This is a genomic window from Algorimicrobium bowmanii (assembly GCF_054031195.1).
The window spans coordinates 993,649-1,010,970 of the sequence record NZ_CM132929.1 but is presented as its reverse complement, the minus strand read 5'-3'; the positions used below and the strand labels follow the sequence as shown (position 1 = coordinate 1,010,970).

The following is a 17,322-nucleotide window of genomic DNA, read 5'->3' as shown; positions in this document are numbered from 1 at the left end:
ATTTAATCATTCAATAAGCCCCAAAGTTTATCTTTAAGCTCTAAAAGCCCTTGTTGAGCTACTGATGATATAAACATATAATCAACTGGTAATTCACCGTCTAAATACTCATTAAGTTCGGTTTTCAGCTCATCATCAAGCATATCACTTTTAGAAATTGCAACAATACGTTCCTTATCTAAAATTTCAGGGTTGTAACGTCGTAATTCATCTAATAGAATATCGTACTGTTTTCTAATATCATCTGCATCGGCAGGAATTAAAAATAACAATACCGAATTACGCTCAATATGACGTAAAAAATAATGCCCTAAACCACGACCTTCTGCTGCACCTTCAATTATTCCAGGTATATCAGCTATAACAAAAGATTTATGATCACGATACTCAACAATACCTAAGTTTGGTTTTAAAGTAGTAAATTCATAATCCGCAATTTTTGGTTTTGCTGAAGTTACAACAGAAAGTAGTGTAGATTTCCCTGCATTTGGAAAACCAACAAGCCCTACATCGGCGAGAATTTTCAATTCAAGAATAATTTCTACCTCTTCTCCTGGAATACCTGGTTGTGCATAACGCGGAGTTTGATTGGTAGAAGATTTAAAATGCCAATTTCCACGACCGCCCATACCGCCTTTGGCTATTATGCGTTCTTCAGCGTGTTCAGTAATTTCAAAAAGAATTTCGTTCGTTTCTTTATCACGTATAACTGTTCCTAAAGGTACATCCATGTAAACGTCTGCCCCATCTGCTCCGGTACTTCTACTTTTACTACCATGAGATCCGTGTTCAGCTTTAAAATGTCTCTTAAATTTATAGGTATATAAAGTCCATAGGTTTTCATTCCCACGAATAATAACGTGACCACCACGACCACCATCACCACCATCGGGGCCACCTTTTTCAATATATTTTTCACGATGTAAATGTGCAGAACCTTTTCCACCATTTCCGGAGGCCACATACAGTTTTACGTAATCCACGAAATTTCCTTCAGTCATAATTATCTGTGATTTATAAATTTAAAACTTAACATTTCAACAAGAAACTTTAAGCTTAAACACGGTATAGTCCCATTTAAGGGATTGTTTTAAAAATATTGATTTTGCACCTAATCCAAAAACTAGGTGCAAATATTCAATTATAATTTATCAATTACGCTACTTAAACGCTCTGTAATATCATTTATACTTCCAACGCCATCAACTCCAAAATATTTATCTTGCTCAGAGTAGTAATCTTTAAGAATAGCAGTTTTATTATAATACTCTTTAATACGATTTCTAATAATAGATTCGTCGGCATCATCAGTACGCCCGCTAGTTTTACCACGTTCTAATAAACGCTGAACTAAAACCTCATCGTCAACCTCTAAAGCTATCATTGCGTTAATTTGAGAATCTTTTTGATTCATTAATTTATCTAATGCATCGGCTTGAGCATTTGTACGTGGAAAACCATCAAAAATAAATCCTTTAGCATCTGCATTTTTTTCTACTTCAGCATTTAGCATATCAATAGTTACCTCATCTGGTACAAGTTCGCCTTTGTCCATGTAAGATTTAGCTAACATACCTAATGCGGTTTCATTTTTTATATTAAAACGAAAAACATCACCTGTAGAAATATGTACGAGGCTATATTTTTCTTTTAAAAATTCTGCTTGTGTTCCTTTTCCTGCTCCTGGAGGTCCAAATAGGACTAAATTAGTCATGTGTTGTGTTGTTTTAAGTTGGTATATTTCAGGTAAATCGCGCCCTAAACCATCATAATCCAAACCGTAACCTACAATAAATTTGTTAGGGATTTCCATACCTACAAAATGTAACTTAAAGTCTTTTTTATAAGCTTCGGGTTTATAAAATAATGTGGCGATTATAAGTTGTTTTACTTGCTCATTTTTAAAAATTCTATGAACCTCAGCTAAGGTATTTCCAGAATCTATAATATCTTCTAAAATAACAACAGTACGCCCAGTTAAATCTTGGGTTAAACCTATTAAACGTTGGATATCTTCAGTAGACTTCACGCCTTCATAAGACGCTAACTTAATAAAGGTTACTTCGCATGGTTTCGGATATTTCTTAACGAAATCACTAACAAACATAAAAGAACCGTTAAGAATACCAATAAACACGGGAATTTCATCGCCTAATTGATCTGCAATTTCGTGAACCATTCGTTCTACAACAACCGCTATTTCTTCTTCAGAAACAAACGGTTTAAAATATAAATCATGAAGCTTTATCACCTGTTTTTAATTTTAGAAAAGCAAAGATAATCATTTGATTAACGTTTTGCGAATTCTAGTATATATTGTTGAGAAATAAGTTTTTTGGCAGACCAATGATTTGTATTTTTGTGCTTAAATTAATTTTCAAGTTACAATCTAACTTTTAACGAAAAACAGATGAATTACTTTTCCTCAGAATTTAAATTAGGTATTCTTGGCGGCGGTCAATTAGGTAAAATGCTATTAAACGACACGCGAAAATTTGATATCCACACTCATGTTTTGGATTCAAACCCTGAAGCTCCTTGTAAAATTGCTTGCAATAATTTCTCTTTAGGCGACTTAATGGACTATGATGCCGTTTATAATTTTGGAAAAGAAGTAGATGTTTTAACCTTTGAAATCGAAAATGTCAATGTAGATGCATTAGAAGCTTTAGAACAAGAAGGCGTTAAGGTATATCCTGCATCAAAAACCCTTCGTCTTATTCAAAATAAGGCCATACAAAAGCAATTTTATTTAGATCAGGCTATCCCAACGGCAAGTTTTGAGCGATTTGAGTCTAAACGAGAAATGGAAACTGCAATTAACAACAATGCTATTCAATTTCCTTTTGTATGGAAAAGTGCACAGTTTGGTTATGATGGCAACGGAGTAAAAGTTGTCCGTAATGAGAATGACTTAAAAGACCTTCCAAACGTAGAGTGTATTACTGAAGATATGATTCCCTTTAAAAATGAACTAGCTGTTATTGTAGCACGAAACCCTAATGGCGACATGGTAACTTACCCTGTTGTTGAAATGGAATTTCACCCAGAAGCCAATCAAGTAGAATATGTAATTTGTCCCGCTAGAATAACTCCAGCAGTAGCAGAAAAAGCGACTAATATTGCTTTAAAAACGTCTAATGCATTTAACCATGTAGGATTATTGGCCGTAGAAATGTTTCAAACAGAAAATGATGACATTCTAGTAAATGAAGTGGCTCCAAGACCACATAATTCCGGACATCAAACTATTGAGGCTAGTTACACATCACAATTTGAACAACATTTGAGAGCTATTTTAAACCTACCTTTAGGTAATACCGCTAATAAAGCTGCAGGTGTTATGGTAAATCTAGTAGGAGCCGAAGGTCATACCGGTAATGTTGTATACAAAAACATTGAAACCATAATGGGTATGAATGGTGTAACACCACATGTTTACGGCAAAAAAGAAACACGTCCTTTTAGAAAAATGGGCCATGTTACAATTATCAACGAATCGGTTAACGAAGCTCGTAAGATTGCCGAATCCGTAAAAAGTTCAATACAAGTAATAAGTAAATAAACACCACTAACTAACAGAAAACAACATGAGTAAAGTAGGAATTATAATGGGAAGCAAAAGCGACCTTCCAGTGATGCAAGAAGCCATAGATATCTTATCTGAATTAGGTATTACAGCTGAAGTTGATATTGTTTCAGCACACAGAACACCCGAAAAACTATTTGACTATGGTAAGCATGCACACACTAGAGGCTTTAATGTCATTATAGCAGGTGCCGGTGGCGCCGCACATTTACCAGGTATGATTGCCTCTTTATCACCACTTCCTGTAATAGGGGTTCCTGTAAAAAGTAGCAACTCTATAGATGGATGGGATTCTGTCTTATCCATATTACAAATGCCAGGAGGTGTTCCTGTAGCAACCGTAGCACTTAACGGCGCTAAAAACGCAGGTATTTTGGCTGCTCAAATATTAGGAGCATCAAACACCAATATCCAAAACAATATTATTGATTACAAAGAAGGATTAAAAGCCAAAGTCATTGAATCGGCTAAAAACCTGTAAATATAATAGCATAAAAAAACCCCGGCTGAAAGCCGAGGTTTAACGCTATTAATCAATAATTTAAAATGAGCATGAAACTCTCATGAAAAATCTAATGCAAAAGTAACACATAAAACTAAAACCAATTTAAGTTATAATCTTAAATTTTAGTTAATACTTAAGGTTAGCGTATAATTACCATAAAAACACGTTAATTTAGACTACAAAAAACAGTACCTTATTACGTCTGTCTCAATATAATAATCATGAATATACTGAATAACAAGTTTCAAACACCTTACGAAACAGCACCTTTTTCACAAATTAAGGATAGTGATTTCTTACCTGCTTTTAAGAAAGCTATAGATAAAGCTAAAAAAGAAATCCAAGCTATTACTACAAATCCAGAACCTCCCACTTTTGAAAACACCGTGGTGGCTCTAGATTTTTCAGGTGAGGAACTAGACCGTTTATCCAGTATATTTTTCAATTTAAATTCTGCTGAAACTAATGATACGATTCAAGAAATAGCACAAGAAGTATCCCCTTTACTATCAGAATTCAGTAATGATATCACTTTAAACGAGGAACTTTTTAAACGTATTAAAACTGTTCATGATAGCAAGCAACAGCTAAACCTAAATACCGAACAAGAGACACTGTTAGACAAAAAGTATAAAGAATTCTCCAGAAACGGAGCAAATCTCCCTGAAGACAAAAAACAAGAACTTCGTGAGATAGATAAAAAACTAAGCAAGCTAAAACTTAATTTTGGCGAGAACCTATTAGCTGAAACTAATAATTTTGAGCTTCATATTACCAACGAATCAGATCTTGAAGGTCTTCCAGATGGTGCCAAGGAAGCCGCCAGCAACTTAGCAGAAAGCAAAGGTAAAACAGGCTGGCTAATAACTTTAGATTATCCGAGCTATATTCCATTTATGACTTATGCGAATAATAGAGCCTTACGTAAAAAACTAGCAATCGCTTCTGGCGCCAAGGGTTTTCAGAACAATGAATTTGATAATCAAGAAAATGTATTAGAAATTGCAAAACTTCGGTTTGAGCGTGCCAAGCTATTAGGCTATAAAACACACGCTCATTTTGTTCTAGAAGAGCGCATGGCTAAAAACCCTGAAACAGTTGAGAACTTTTTAAACGAACTACTAGAAAAAGCTAAACCTGCGGCTAAAGAAGAATATAAAAACCTAGAAGCTTTTGCTAAAAACCTCGCTAATATAGAGCAACTTGAAAAATGGGACTCAGCTTATTATTCAGAAAAGCTAAAACAAAAATTATTTGATTTAGATGACGAAAAATTAAAGCCTTATTTCAAGCTAGAAAACGTTATAAATGGCGCTTTTACTATTGCTGAAAAGCTTTACGGGTTACAATTTGAAGAAATTGATACTATTGACAAGTATCATGAAGATGTACTGACTTACAAGGTAACAGATTCAAACAACAACCTCGTTGCTATTTACTATGCGGATTTCTTCCCAAGACCAGGCAAACGAAATGGCGCCTGGATGACCGTTTACAAACCACAATATGTAAAAGACCAAACGAATAGCAGACCGCATATTTCAATAGTTTGCAACTTTACTAAACCAACAAAAACAAAACCTTCGCTATTAACTTTTAATGAAGTAACAACACTATTCCATGAATTTGGACATGCTCTACATGGCATGCTAGCAAATACCACCTACCCTAGCCTATCAGGAACTAGTGTATTTTGGGATTTTGTTGAACTACCTAGTCAAGTTTTAGAAAACTGGTGTTACGAACAAGAAGCATTAGAAATTTTTGCAACACACTATGAAACAGGTGCGGTTATCCCAATGGATTTAATACAAAAAATTAAAGCCTCTGCTACATTTCACGAGGGAATGCAAACCATGCGTCAAATTAGCTTCGGGTTACTAGATATGAGTTGGCATGGTCAAGATCCAACCGCTATAAAAAACGTGAAAACTCAAGAATTAAAGGCGTTTGAAAACACTAAATTATATCCAGACGTACCTGAAAATTGTATGAGTACAGCTTTTGCTCATATTTTCCAAGGCGGTTACAGTTCGGGCTACTACAGCTATAAATGGGCTGAAGTATTGGATGCTGATGCTTTTGAATACTTTCAAGAACAAGGCATTTTTAATCCAGAAGTTGCTAAAAAATTTAAAGACCATGTGCTTTCACAAGGTGGAACAGAAGATCCAATGGTACTTTACAAACGTTTTAGAGGGAAAGAACCACAACCAGATGCTTTGCTAAAACGCGCTGGACTAATTAAAAAATAAATTTTACTTACTTTTGACAAAATTACTGATACAGCAATATGCCTAAACATCAAATAAATCCAGACCAGTGGATTGATAGCTATTCAGATTACTTATTTAATTTCACCATAACGCGTGTTAATGATCGTGAAATTTCAAAGGATTTGGTACAGGAAACCTTTTTTGCTGGATTAAAGTCTATGAAAAACTTTAAAGGAGAAGCAAGCGAGCGTACTTGGCTAGTTTCTATTTTAAAGCGAAAAATCATTGACCACTATCGTAAAATTAATTCAAAAAAAGGTCAAGCAGAAGTTCGCATGGCATACAACAGCCAAGAAGACGAAGGCGATTGGCTAGAAGAACGTATTGCCGACCCATTTGACAAAACTGCAGAAGACACTTTAGAGAACAACGAATTAGGCGACGCTATATATAATTGCCTAGGAAAACTACCTGAAAAGCAAGCAACCGTTTTCAAAATGAAAACTATTGAGGGTATTGAAACAGAAATAATATGTAATGAATTAAACATTACAGCGTCTAACTTATGGGTAATTATCCATAGAGCCCGAACTGCTATGGCAGAATGCATGGAACAAACTTGGTTTAATTAAGACAATGAAAAAGAATCATCTATTTATTTCTTGTGAAGAAGCACAGCATATTTGCGATAAATCACAATATAATGAAGCTACAGGCTGGGAGAAATTTAAACTCATGCTACGATATGGCTATTGCCGTGTCACCCGATCTTATGTAAAGAAAAACGCCAAGCTTTCAAACTCTATAGAAAGCTCTAACATTAACTGTTTAAAAACAAACGAGCGTTTAGAAATAAAAAGCGAATTTGAAAAAGAACTATCTAAACAAAAGCACCAATAACAACCAAAATACAGGTATACTCTCTACCCAAAATCCGCTATAATATTTTCCTTGCTCCTTAGTTGCCATTACAATACTTGCTATTAACAACAATGTAATTAGGAGCTGTGTAATTAATTTTATAGATCCGCTACATGGTAATAAAAACTCCAGAGCTAAAAACAATACAGCTAAAACAACACCCATTATCTTGGTGTTAACAACGCCTATCTTTTGTGGAATGGTACCTAATTTAATGCTATCAAACTGCATATCCCGAATTTCAAAAGGCAACATTAAAGCTAAAACAAGTATAAAACGCTGAATAAAAGCCCAAATAACCGTGACTTCTAATAAGTGATTGTTATTTAACAAAGGGATAAATACCGTTACACCAGCCCATACCAAAGCAATAACATACACTTTAACACCACTGATATTCCTTAAATTCTGCTGCTGATCCACAAACATTTTTTTAGGCAGAAATGGTATAGCGTACAAAAATGTTACAAGCCCAAAACCCGCTAGCAACATCAATGTTTTTGCTTGCAATTCATAAGCAAAATACCCCATCAATAAAAAACTGACAAGAGAAACAACCTGAATACGCTTCAACCAAATAGAAAGCCTACGATGATGAAACTTTGCCAATCCAAAGAATTTTACAAAATTATAACCCGTAATACTCGCAAAAAATATAAAAAATAACACTGGAGCATCAAAAGGTATATCATATTCTATTAAGGTCATCCAACTTAACGAAAAGACCGCTAAAGCAACATGGACACTACAGTCTAAATAAAAATCAAATACCTGTTTCATAAATCGCATATAACAAAAGTACACAAAGTGTTAATAACAAAACCAATTGGTTAAAAACTTTCATTTTCATTAACACTTAAACATTAATAATTCCGTAAATTTGCAGCCTAAATTCAACACAACTTTTTAATGAATACAAATGTTTTCGCACAACGTCATATTGGTCCTAGAGAAGATGACCAAAATCGCATGTTAAAAACTATTGGAGTAGACACATTAGATCAACTTATTTATGAGACTGTTCCTGATGACATCCGATTAAAAAATGAGTTAAATCTTGATGACGCCATGAGTGAGCAAGAGTACTTGACACATATTCATGAATTATCAAAACTTAACAAAACCTATAAAACTTACATAGGTTTAGGCTACCACCCAACCATCCTACCAGCCGTTATTCAACGTAACATTTTAGAGAACCCAGGTTGGTATACAGCATACACTCCGTATCAAGCTGAAATTGCTCAAGGAAGACTTGAAGCACTTCTAAACTTCCAAACCATGGTTTCCGATTTAACAGGTATGGAATTAGCAAATGCATCGCTTTTAGATGAAAGTACGGCAGCTGCAGAAGCTATGAGCTTACTTTTTGCAGTAAGATCTCGCGACCAAAAGAAAGCAAAAATCAATAAGTTTTTTGTTTCAGAAAACATTTTACCTCAAACTTTATCATTACTAGAAACACGTGCTAACCCTATCGGGATTGAACTTGTTATAGGAAGTGAAGATAGTTTTGATTTTTCATCTGAATTTTTCGGAGCTATTTTACAATACCCAGGAAAAGATGGACAGATAACAGATATAAAAACATTCATTGCTAACGCAAACGCTCAAGATATTAAAGTTGCTGTTGCAGCCGATATTTTAAGTCTTGTTAAGTTAGAAGCACCAGGTAAATTTGGTGCCGATGTTGTAGTAGGTACAACACAACGTTTTGGTGTACCAATGGGATATGGTGGACCTCATGCTGCATATTTTGCTACTAAAGAAAAATATAAGCGTGATATTCCTGGACGTATTATTGGCGTAACTAAAGATATGAATGGCAACCGCGCCTTACGTATGGCGTTACAAACTCGTGAACAACACATAAAACGTGATAAAGCAACTTCTAACATTTGTACAGCTCAAGTTTTATTAGCTGTTATGGCAGGTATGTACTCTGTATATCACGGACCAAAAGGCTTAGAGTTTATTGCTAACCGTGTACACTTTACAGCCAATTCTGTTGCAAACAAACTTGAAGAATTAGGATTCAGCCAATTAAACTCGGCTTACTTTGATACTATTAAAATTAAGGCTGATGCCGAAAAGGTAAAAACAGCAGCCGAAAAAGCAGGTGTAAATTTCTATTACCCAAATGCTGAAACGGTTACAATTTCAATAAATGAAACAACAACATTACAAGATGCTAATCAAATTGTAGCCATCTTTGCTGATGTTGCAAATAAAGAAACGCTAACAATAGATAGCCTTACTGAGACTAACATGGTTACAGAATCGCTACAGAGAACCTCTAAATTTTTAACTTTAGATGTCTTTAACTCCCATCATTCTGAAACGGAATTAATGCGTTATATTAAAAAATTAGAACGTAAAGATTTATCATTAAATCACTCTATGATATCGTTAGGTTCATGTACAATGAAACTTAATGCCGCAGCAGAAATGCTTCCATTAAGCTCTCCAAACTGGGGAACTATTCACCCATTTGTTCCTGCTGATCAAGCTGAAGGTTACTTAACCGTATTAAAAGAGCTAGAAGATCAATTAACAGAAATCACGGGTTTTGCTGCAACATCATTACAACCTAATTCAGGTGCTCAAGGTGAATTTGCAGGTCTTATGGTTATTAAAGCCTATCATGAATCACGTGGAGATCATCATAGAAATATTTGCTTAATTCCTTCATCTGCACATGGTACAAATCCTGCAAGTGCAGTTATGGCAGGAATGAAAGTTGTTGTTACAAAATCAACTGATAAAGGAAACATTGATGTAGAAGATTTACGTGAAAAAGCAGAATTACATAAAGATAATTTATCTTGTATTATGGTTACATATCCATCTACACACGGTGTTTATGAATCTGCTATTAAAGAAATAACACAAATAATTCATGATAATGGTGGTCAAGTTTATATGGATGGCGCCAACATGAATGCACAAGTAGGATTAACAAATCCTGGTAATATTGGTGCAGATGTTTGTCACTTAAACTTACATAAAACATTTGCTATCCCTCATGGTGGTGGTGGTCCTGGTGTAGGTCCAATTTGCGTAGCTAAACAATTAGCACCATTTTTACCTAGCAACCCAGTAATTAAAACGGGAGGAACAAACGCTATATCAGCTATATCTGGAGCTCCTTTTGGTTCTTCATTAGTATGCTTAATTTCTTATGGTTATATTAAAATGCTTGGCGCTAAAGGCTTAACTGACTCTACCAAAATAGCTATTTTAAATGCCAATTATATTAAAAGCCGTTTAGAAGGTCAGTTCGATACGTTATACTCTGGAGAACGTGGACGTGCTGCACACGAAATGATTGTTGATTGCCGTGCTTTTAAACAAAACGGTATTGAAGTAACTGATATTGCGAAACGTTTAATGGATTATGGCTTCCATGCACCTACAGTATCTTTCCCTGTAGCAGGAACCCTAATGATTGAACCAACAGAAAGCGAAAGTAAAGCTGAAATGGATCGTTTTTGTGATGCTATGATTTCTATTAGAAAAGAAATTGACGCTACTTCAAAAGAAGACACAAATAATGTTTTAAAGAATGCACCACATACTTTAGACATGATTACATCAGACGAGTGGTTAATGCCATATACACGAGAGCAAGCTGCATATCCAATTGCTCATGTTAGAGAGAATAAATTTTGGCCAACTGTAAGACGTGTAAATGATGCCTTTGGTGATAGAAATTTATTTTGTACTTGTGCTCCAATAGAAGAATATATGGAAGCCTGATTACAATTATAAAATTATTTAGAAAGCCTTCGTAACAGAAGGCTTTCTTTTTAATAAATATTTAATATCTCTTATTTTTTTTAAGATATTCATAAAAAAACAAACAATACTATTCATTAGTAGCCTAAAAGAGTTTAATATTAACTAATTTAGTACTTACCCAATAAAATTTCATATAAATATATGGCAATAAGAATCACTGGAACTGGTAGTTACATTCCCAAAAGTATTGAGAGAAACTCTGACTTTAAAGAACATACATTCATTAATAATGACGGATCGTCAATAAAACAAAATAACGAGGTTATTATTGAGAAATTTAAAGCCATTACAGGTATTGGTGAACGTCGCTATGCTGAAAACAATCTTACAACATCGGACTTAGCATTCTATGCTGCTCAAAAAGCCATTGAAGATGCTCAAATTAACCAAGAAGATATTGATTACATTATTGTAGGTCACAACTATGGTGATGTAAAACACAATACAGTACAAAGCGATACTGTACCAAGTATTGCTTCAAGAGTAAAACACCTTTTAGGTATAAAAACACCTAAATGCGTTGCCTATGATCTTCTTTTTGGATGTCCAGGATGGAACGAAGGGCTTATTCAGGCAAATGCATTTATTAAATCTGGTATAGCTAAAAAATGCTTAGTTATTGGAGCAGAAACTTTATCTCGTGTTATTGATAAGCACGATAGAGATTCTATGATTTATAGTGATGGTGCTGGCGCCGTTATTTTGGAAGACACAGATAAGCCTGGCGGTATTATAGAACACCAAAGTGCAACCTATGCATTGGATGAGGCACATTTTATTTATTTTGGAGAAACTAATAACCCAGCTATTTCAGATAAGCGTCGCTATATAAAAATGTATGGTAGAAAAATATATGAGTTTGCATTAAACCATGTACCTACCGCAATGAAAGCGTGTTTAAACGAAAGTGGATATCAGATTACAGATTTAAAGAAAATCCTAATTCATCAAGCCAATGAAAAAATGGATGAAGCTATCGTAAATAGATTTTATAAGCTTTATGATATGGAAATGCCAGAAAAAATCATGCCTATGACCATTAATAAATTAGGAAACTCAAGTGTTGCTACGGTGCCTACCCTTTTCGATTTAATTGTTAAAGGAGAACTAGAAGGTCACAGCATAAGTGAAGGCGACTTAATAATGTTTGCTAGTGTTGGTGCCGGTATGAACATTAACGCCATAGTTTACAAGTTCTAAAAAACCGAATCCCGGCATTCAAGGATCTTATTCATGTACGAAAAAACATATCCAAACAAACGTTTTAAGCTAACTGCTGAATTTCTTAAGAAGCATATTGATACAAACTCGAGCATTTTAGATTTAGGTGTAGAAAATCCTTTCACACCAATAATGAAAGAAATAGGGTATCAAGTTACCAATACTACAGGTGAAGATTTAGACCTCCAAACAGCAGCTATAGAAAATTCGAAAGCAGAAGTTGTAACAGCTTTTGAAATATTTGAACACTTATTGTCTCCTTTTACAGTTTTGCAAAGTATAAAAGCTGATAAAATTGTGGTAAGCATACCTCTAAAATTATGGTTTTCGCCAGCTTACAGAAGCAAAACCGACATGTGGGATAGACATTTTCATGAGTTTGAGGACTGGCAATTTGATTGGCTTTTGGAGAAAGCAGGCTGGAAAATAAAAGACAGCGCTAAATGGACTAATCCAACTAAAAAAATTGGAATTCGACCGCTATTAAGATGGTTCACACCTAGATATTATATTGTTTATGCTGAACGCGCATAAACCCAATGCCATAAACTAAATTACGTGAATTTTTACATTGTTATACCAGCACATAACGAAGCGGATTACATAGCTAAAACGTTACAGTCTTTAGTACAGCAAAGTTTATTACCAAAACAATTGGTTGTTGTAAACGATAACTCCACTGATGCTACAGAAGCTATTGTTAAGGAGTTTTCAAAACAATACAATTGGGTGACTCTTATTAATACAACCTCATCCAACAAACACTTACCAGGCAGTAAAATTATTAATGCCTTTTATAAAGGATACGAAACACTCGACAGCAATTATGATGTAATCTGTAAATTTGATGCTGATTTAATTTTTCCAGAAAATTATCTCGAACAATTAGCCTTTCATTTTAATAACAACAAGAAATTAGGTTTGGTTTCTGGGTTTTGTTATATACAAAATAACAACAGATGGATCTTAGAAAATCTAACTCGCAAAGATCATATCCGAGGCGCTTTAAAAGCATATAGAAAAAATTGCTTCATGGATATTGGACAATTAAAACCATCCATGGGTTGGGATACCGTTGACGAATTATTAGCTAAATTTTATAACTGGGAACTACTAACCGATGAAACTCTAAAAGTAAAGCATTTAAAACCCACAGGAAAGAGCTACAACAAAGCCTCTAAACACCTTCAAGGAGAAGCTATGTACAAAATGCGTTATGGGTTTACAATAACACTTATTTCAGCGGTAAAACTAGCCTATAAGAAGAGAAGCTTACAAATGTTCAGCCATTATATGACAGGGTATTTAAAAGCAAAAAGAAATAAAACAACACCTTTAGTAACCGAAGAGCAAGGAGCGTTTATAAGAAAACTACGATGGGAAGGCATCCTTAAGAAGTTTAGCTAATCCCTTCTTTAAAACTGCCAACTTTTATAATTACTAGAAGCTTCAATTTCAGCCTCAATAGCATCGTCGAGTTCAGGAAAAAAATCAATTCCTGTTAATGTTTCAACTCTATCCACCGAAACAACAAATGTATACAAAGGCTTACTAGAATTTTCATGTGGCATTAAAAAAGCTAACACCTTTGGATCTCCATTATTGTAGTTGAATATAATTTTATAAAATTGATTTGGAACAGCAACATTCTCACTACCAATAGTCTTTAACCCTGTATCTAACACACCTCCAGTAACAACAAAAACACCATTATACTTTACCGCCCAATACCTAGTTTTCTGTTCTAGTGTATTCCAAATTCCAGCATTAAAATCATGTTCCTGAGGACTAATATTACTTGTTAAAAAAGTTTCATCATGTGCCTCTTGACTATAACGTCTATCAGCAGCAGGACATAAATGCCCCTTATCATATCCTGAGTTCTTATAGTTTCTCCAACTAGCAGCACCTGTTTTTACTGCTTTATCAATTTCAAAGTAGGGACGCTTAAAATTTGTTTTTACAACATCTTGTTTTTGCAATTGATAAGCTACCCACTCAGCCTGCTCAAAGGGTTCATTATAACTCAGTGTATAACCCTTATGATGAACAACTTGCCCTGTGGTACTGGTTGGTAAAAAAGAGGCAATCTCATAATTCTTAACTTCTGAAGCCGATTCTGATATTTCTTGTTCTTCATTTACATCCAAATAGAACTCATATCCATAGACTCCAAACAGTAAAATTATAGCAATCAAGCCATATAGCGATTTTCTTTTCATTTCTAATACTAATTAATATGACACATAATTTAAACGTGTAACTTGTTACAATGATACTTAAATTCTACTTAAAGAAAAGATAAACTAAAAACCTGATACACTTAGCCTATAGAATAAAAAAAGCCTTTTTGTTATCAAAAAGGCTTTTTTATAAATAATCTATTATGTTACTTTAAACTAGCCAAACTACTTTTTAAAGTTTCAATTTTAGCTAAAGCATCTGCTTCTTTTTTTCTTTCGTTTGCAATAACTTGCTCTGGAGCACCTCCAACAAATCGCTCGTTAGATAGTTTCTTCTGAACAGATTTCAAGAATCCTTCTGTATATTTCAATTCGTCCTCTAATTTTTTAACCTCTTCTTCTACGTTTATAGCTCCGGCTACAGGGATAAAATATTCATTAGATTTTACACGGAATGTTAATGCTCCATCTACAGGTCCATCTACATAATTAACATCTTCTAAATTACCAAGCTTCATAATAACGGTGTCTAATGCTTTAGAAACCTCATCATTATTTAAAACAGAAAAACCAATAGCATCTTTAAATGGAATATTTTTATCCTTTCGGATGGTTCTAATTCCAGAAACAACATCTTGCATAAAAGTAAAGTTTGCTAATAAGTCTGCATTTACAGGCTTTTGTTCAGGCCAAGCCGTTACAATTAAAGCATCTTCTGGTTTACGCTCTTCCATAAATTGCCAAATTTCTTCTGTTAAGAACGGCATAAATGGGTGTAATATTTTTAAGAGGTTTTCAAACTTCTCAATAACAACTTCTAAAGTTTTAGCATCAATAGGTTGCTGGTATGCTGGTTTAACAATCTCTAATAACCAAGAAGCAAAATCATCCCAAATAAGCTTATATGTTGCCATTAAAGCATCAGACAAACGATACTTACTAAAGTGGTCTTCAATTTCCAGTAATGTTTCTTGAAATTTAGCATCAAACCACTCAAGAGCTATTTTACTAGACTCCGGTTGTGGAATGGTATCACTAACCTCCCAACCTTTTATTAAACGGAAGGCATTCCATATTTTATTCGCAAACCCTTTACCTTGCTGGCAAAGCGCTTCATCAAACATCAAATCATTTCCTGCTGCTGAACTTAACAACAAACCAACACGAACACCATCTGCACCGTAATCCTCAATAAGCTTTAAAGCATCTGGAGAATTCCCTAAAGACTTACTCATTTTACGACGTTGTTTATCACGTACTAAGCCTGTTAGATATACATTGTTAAATGGTTTTTGATCTTTATATTCATAACCTGCAATAATCATTCGAGCTACCCAAAAGAATAGAATATCAGGCCCTGTAACTAAATCGTTAGTTGGATAATAATATTTTATTTCTTCATTTTCTGGATTTCTAATACCATCAAAAACACTCATTGGCCAAAGCCATGAAGAGAACCATGTGTCTAATGCGTCCTTATCTTGTGTTAAATTGGCAGCTGATATTTCTGGGTTATTCGTTTTCTTTTGAGCTAATGTTACTGCCTCTTCAATTGATTCGGCTACAACAAAATCTTCTTTTCCATCTCCATAAAAATACGCTGGTATTTGCTGCCCCCATAACAACTGCCTTGAAATGTTCCAATCACGGATATTCTCCATCCAGTGTCTGTAGGTATTTTCAAATTTCTTTGGAAATAATTTCACCTCGGCATCTTCACCTAAAACGGCTTCAATTGCAGGCTTAACTAAATCTTCCATTTTCAAGAACCACTGATCGCTTAATCGTGGCTCAATAACAGCTTTGGTACGTTCTGATGTACCAACTTTATTCATGTGTACTTCAGTTTTCACTAAAACACCTAATGCTTCTAATTCTTTTGCAACATTCTTACGCGCCACAAAACGATCTTGACCTTCAAACTGTAAACCAAAACTATTAAGCGTGGCATCTTCATGAAAAATATCAATAACTTCTAGTTTATGTTTATCACCAAGGTTCTTATCATTTTCATCGTGTGCAGGTGTTACTTTAAGACAGCCCGTACCAAATTCTAAATCTACATACTCATCCTCAATAATTGGAATTACTCTTCCACAGATAGGTACAACAGCTTTTTTACCACGCAAATGCGCAAAACGCGTATCTTCAGGATTAATACAGATAGCTGTATCACCGAAAATAGTTTCTGGACGTGTTGTTGCAATTGTTAATGTATCGTCACTACCTTCAATTTTATAATTAATATAGTAAAGGTTACCTTGTCTTTCTTCATGAATAACTTCCTCATCAGACAAAGTCGTTTTTGCTTCAGGGTCCCAGTTTACCATACGGTACCCTCTATAAATCATCCCTTTATTGTACAAATCAACGAAGACTTTCACTACGGCTTCCGACATATCCGGGTCCATCGTAAATTTGGTTCTATCCCAATCACATGAACAACCCAACTTTTTAAGTTGCTCTAAAATAACACCACCATATTCATGAGTCCACTCCCATGCATGTTCTAAAAATTCTTCGCGTGTTAAATCGTTTTTATCAATACCCTGCTCTTTTAAACGTGCTACAACTTTAGCTTCGGTAGCAATAGATGCGTGATCGGTACCTGGTACCCAACAAGCATTTTTTCCTTGCAAACGCGCACGACGGATTAAAACATCTTGTATGGTATTATTTAACATATGCCCCATATGCAATACACCGGTAACATTTGGCGGTGGAATAACAATTGTATAAGGCTCTCTATCATCGGGTGTTGAATGAAAATAGTTGTGTTTCATCCAGTAGTCATACCACTTTGATTCTACTTGACTTGCATTGTATTTAGATGGAATTTGCATACTTTGGAATAGTTTTTGAAATATAACACGCAAAAGTACTTAT

At 34.6% G+C, this 17,322-nt stretch carries 14 protein-coding genes; 9 read left to right on the top strand and 5 right to left on the bottom strand.

Annotated features, from left to right (window positions below):
* Window positions 1-2: 2 nt before the first annotated feature.
* Window positions 3-1,001, bottom strand: a complete 999-nt coding sequence (gene obgE, locus ACW5R3_RS04390; protein ID WP_456578415.1) for a GTPase ObgE — start codon at window positions 999-1,001, stop codon at window positions 3-5.
* Between the two features lie 140 nt (window positions 1,002-1,141).
* Window positions 1,142-2,251, bottom strand: coding sequence for an adenylate kinase (locus tag ACW5R3_RS04385; RefSeq protein ID WP_456578414.1), 1,110 nt, complete (start codon window positions 2,249-2,251; stop codon window positions 1,142-1,144).
* A gap of 159 nt (window positions 2,252-2,410) precedes the next feature.
* Between ACW5R3_RS04385 and ACW5R3_RS04380 the strand changes: the two genes are divergently transcribed.
* The 5 genes from ACW5R3_RS04380 to ACW5R3_RS04360 all read left to right on the top strand — a co-directional run bounded on the left by ACW5R3_RS04380 (window position 2,411) and on the right by ACW5R3_RS04360 (window position 7,210).
* A complete protein-coding gene (locus ACW5R3_RS04380; RefSeq protein ID WP_456578413.1) occupies window positions 2,411-3,565 on the top strand; it encodes a 5-(carboxyamino)imidazole ribonucleotide synthase in 1,155 nt (384 codons plus the stop codon).
* 25 nt (window positions 3,566-3,590) lie between these two features.
* Window positions 3,591-4,070, top strand: coding sequence for a 5-(carboxyamino)imidazole ribonucleotide mutase (purE, locus tag ACW5R3_RS04375; protein ID WP_456578412.1), 480 nt, complete (start codon window positions 3,591-3,593; stop codon window positions 4,068-4,070).
* A 245-nt stretch (window positions 4,071-4,315) separates the two neighbouring features.
* Entirely contained in the window at window positions 4,316-6,349 is a 2,034-nt protein-coding gene (locus ACW5R3_RS04370) for a M3 family metallopeptidase (RefSeq protein WP_456578411.1), read from the top strand.
* A gap of 38 nt (window positions 6,350-6,387) precedes the next feature.
* On the top strand, window positions 6,388-6,942 hold the full coding sequence (locus ACW5R3_RS04365) for a sigma-70 family RNA polymerase sigma factor (RefSeq protein WP_456578410.1): 555 nt from the start codon (window positions 6,388-6,390) through the stop codon (window positions 6,940-6,942).
* A gap of 4 nt (window positions 6,943-6,946) precedes the next feature.
* A complete protein-coding gene (locus tag ACW5R3_RS04360) occupies window positions 6,947-7,210 on the top strand; it encodes a hypothetical protein (RefSeq protein WP_456578409.1) in 264 nt (87 codons plus the stop codon).
* Here the strand turns inward: ACW5R3_RS04360 and ACW5R3_RS04355 are convergent.
* Window positions 7,187-8,011 (bottom strand): hypothetical protein, encoded by an 825-nt coding sequence (locus ACW5R3_RS04355; protein ID WP_456578408.1) that lies wholly within the window; start codon window positions 8,009-8,011, stop codon window positions 7,187-7,189. The two genes, ACW5R3_RS04360 and ACW5R3_RS04355, sit on opposite strands and share 24 nt — an antisense overlap.
* A gap of 129 nt (window positions 8,012-8,140) precedes the next feature.
* On the opposite strand from ACW5R3_RS04355, the gene gcvP reads away from it, so the two are divergent.
* The 4 genes from gcvP (at window position 8,141) to ACW5R3_RS04335 (ending at window position 13,660) form a co-directional block, all read left to right on the top strand.
* On the top strand, window positions 8,141-10,990 hold the full coding sequence (gcvP, locus tag ACW5R3_RS04350) for an aminomethyl-transferring glycine dehydrogenase (RefSeq protein ID WP_456578407.1): 2,850 nt from the start codon (window positions 8,141-8,143) through the stop codon (window positions 10,988-10,990).
* A gap of 183 nt (window positions 10,991-11,173) precedes the next feature.
* Window positions 11,174-12,232, top strand: a complete 1,059-nt coding sequence (locus tag ACW5R3_RS04345) for a 3-oxoacyl-ACP synthase III family protein (protein ID WP_456578406.1) — start codon at window positions 11,174-11,176, stop codon at window positions 12,230-12,232.
* Window positions 12,233-12,265: 33 nt separating this feature from the next.
* Window positions 12,266-12,787: a methyltransferase gene (locus ACW5R3_RS04340; protein WP_456578405.1), complete on the top strand. Its 522-nt coding sequence runs from the start codon at window positions 12,266-12,268 to the stop codon at window positions 12,785-12,787.
* 24 nt (window positions 12,788-12,811) lie between these two features.
* A complete protein-coding gene (locus tag ACW5R3_RS04335) occupies window positions 12,812-13,660 on the top strand; it encodes a glycosyltransferase family 2 protein (protein ID WP_456578404.1) in 849 nt (282 codons plus the stop codon).
* A gap of 8 nt (window positions 13,661-13,668) precedes the next feature.
* Here ACW5R3_RS04335 and ACW5R3_RS04330 read toward each other — a convergent pair whose 3' ends face one another.
* Window positions 13,669-14,475, bottom strand: a complete 807-nt coding sequence (locus ACW5R3_RS04330; protein ID WP_456578403.1) for a DNA/RNA non-specific endonuclease — start codon at window positions 14,473-14,475, stop codon at window positions 13,669-13,671.
* A gap of 167 nt (window positions 14,476-14,642) precedes the next feature.
* Entirely contained in the window at window positions 14,643-17,279 is a 2,637-nt protein-coding gene (locus tag ACW5R3_RS04325) for a valine--tRNA ligase (protein WP_456578402.1), read from the bottom strand.
* Between the last annotated feature and the right edge of the window lie 43 nt (window positions 17,280-17,322).